Source organism: Modestobacter sp. DSM 44400, assembly GCF_900107175.1.
Classification (GTDB): domain Bacteria; phylum Actinomycetota; class Actinomycetes; order Mycobacteriales; family Geodermatophilaceae; genus Modestobacter.
Genome location: NZ_FNOZ01000141.1, coordinates 1 through 2158, shown reverse-complemented (window position 1 = coordinate 2158; position 2158 = coordinate 1). Strand labels below are relative to the sequence as shown.

At 68.1% G+C, this 2158-nt stretch carries 2 protein-coding genes; one reads left to right on the top strand and one right to left on the bottom strand.

The window, feature by feature from the left end; all coding sequences use genetic code 11:
• The coding region (locus tag BLW04_RS25280; protein WP_217631277.1) for a helix-turn-helix transcriptional regulator at positions 1-516 on the bottom strand (516 nt) is incomplete at its 3' end.
• 523 nt (positions 517-1039) lie between these two features.
• On the opposite strand from BLW04_RS25280, the gene xerC reads away from it, so the two are divergent.
• The gene (gene xerC, locus BLW04_RS25275; protein ID WP_254781992.1) at positions 1040-2065 is read left to right on the top strand and encodes a site-specific integrase; all 1026 of its coding nucleotides are present in this window, start codon (positions 1040-1042) and stop codon (positions 2063-2065) included.
• Positions 2066-2158 lie beyond the last annotated feature (93 nt).

Here is a 2158-nt window from a genome sequence, read left to right as displayed (position 1 = left end):
GACTCTCGACAAGTCCCATTCTCGCAGGTCAGGGGCACTTTCCGTTTGATCAACTTCCCGTCGAGGCCGGCTGGTATGAAATCTCGAGGCTAGGTGCGGCTCGGGAACCGGCGCTTCTCGATTCCTGATCGGTCTGGTCACCTGCTTCGCCACGCACGACGGCATCTCCGCCGTCGCGCGCGCCGCGTGGCGCCGGTAGGTGCTGGGCGGCAAACCGACCAGGTCGGTGAAGCGAGTGCTGAAGGTGCCCAGCGACGAGCAGCCGACCGCGAAACAGACCTCGGTGACGCTGAGGTCGCCACGACGCAGCAGCGCCATCGCTCGTTCGATGCGCCGCGTCATCAGGTAGCCGTACGGCGACTCGCCGTAGGCGAGCCGGAACTCGCGGCTGAGGTGCCCGGCCGACATGTGCGCGCCGCGGGCGAGCACCTCGACGTTCAGCGGCTGCGCGTACTCCCGGTCGATCCGGTCGCGGACGCGGCGCAGCCGCGCGAGGTCGCGCAGGTGCTGCGCCACGGCGGGTCTGCTGGTCACCTGCGCGACCGTGCCACATCGCGAGGACCAGCGGTCGAGCGCTGACGCGTGAACGCTGGCCCGGAACCACGCAACCGCAACACACGTTTCACTGAGCTACCCGCCCCTGTTGCATACGCCCCACTACCGGTCGCCCCCGACAAGCCGTGTGGGCGCTACGTCCGGCGAACGCCCTGCACAAAGGCAAACGAGCCGGTCAACACGGTGGGCCCCGAGGGGATCGAACCCTCAACCCGCGGAAAATCAGTCGCGAGTCACCCGGGGTCCTTTTCTATACCCTTCACTCGCCTCTGACCAGGATGTTTGTTCGTTTGGCTGACTTCTGACAACCGCCCTTCACCGCCGCTGACTCCCCAATTCGGTGAGTAAAATGGGGGTAAAATGGGGGCTTATGGGACGCCCGACGCTGGCCCTCGGAACCTCGGGGGCCATCCGTTGCTACCGCACCGACACTGGCTACCGAACCCGGGCACTGACTCGGGACTACGACGGCAGGGTTCGGTCCGTGGAGCGGAACGGACGGACCAAGACAGCCGCCGAGATCGCCTTGAAGTTGGCGCTGCGCGACCGTAGCCAGGTGAGCGCCAGCGGCCACATCACCGGTGCCAGCCGGGTGTCGGCGTTGGCCGATGCCTGGTACGCGGGGCTGATCGACCTGTCCCCGGTCACCATGGACGCCTATCGCCGCAGGCTGGACGTGCAAATCCTCCCGGCGCTCGGCGAACTGCGGGTCCGCGAACTCACGGCCGGGGTCTTGGACCGGCACCTGCGGGCGATCACGGCCAAACACGGCGTGGCCACCGCCCGGCTGTGCCGCTCGGTCCTGTCGGGCATGTGCTCCCTCGCCGCCCGCCACGACGCCCTCCAGCACAACCCGGTACGCGCGGTGAGCCCATTGGGCGCCAAAGTGAAGAAGGCACCGCGCGCGCTCACCGTGGCACAGCTCCGGCAGCTCCGCGCCGCCCTCACCTATGACGACCGCGCCATCGTCCGGGACCTGCCCGACCTGGTCAGCTTCTTGATGGCCACCGGACTCCGCATCGGCGAGGCCTGCGGTCTTACGTGGGACGCCGTCGACCTGAACGCCGGCACGATCGACGTTCGGGCCGCAGTGGTCCGCGTCAAGGGCCGGGGTCTGATCGTCAAGAAGACCAAGACAGACGCGGGCGCCAGAACTCTCATCCTGCCGGGCTGGTGCGTCACGGTGCTGGCCGCTCGAACCACCGGCGGTGATCCGCGGGACGGCAGCCGCCCGGTCTTCCCGGCGCCCCTGGGCGGATGGCGCGACCCGTCCAACACCCGAGCTGACCTTCGCGATGCATTCGCCGCCGCAGGATTCGACTGGGTCACGTCTCACGTCTTCCGCAAGACCGTCGCCACCCTGATGGATCAAGCCGGCCTCTCCTCTCGAGCCGCCGCCGACCAGTTGGGGCACGCCAGTACCTCCATGACCACCGACGTCTACTTCGGCCGCAAAGTGCCGGCCACCGGCGCCGCCGCCGTCCTCGAAGCGCTGAGCCACGTCCCGTAGGAGGATGTCCCGAGTTCCGTGGAACTTCGGTAGCGGCCCGTTGATCAACTAGGCGGCGTTGCTGACGGGCCCATCATGCGCGGCGGGTACGAC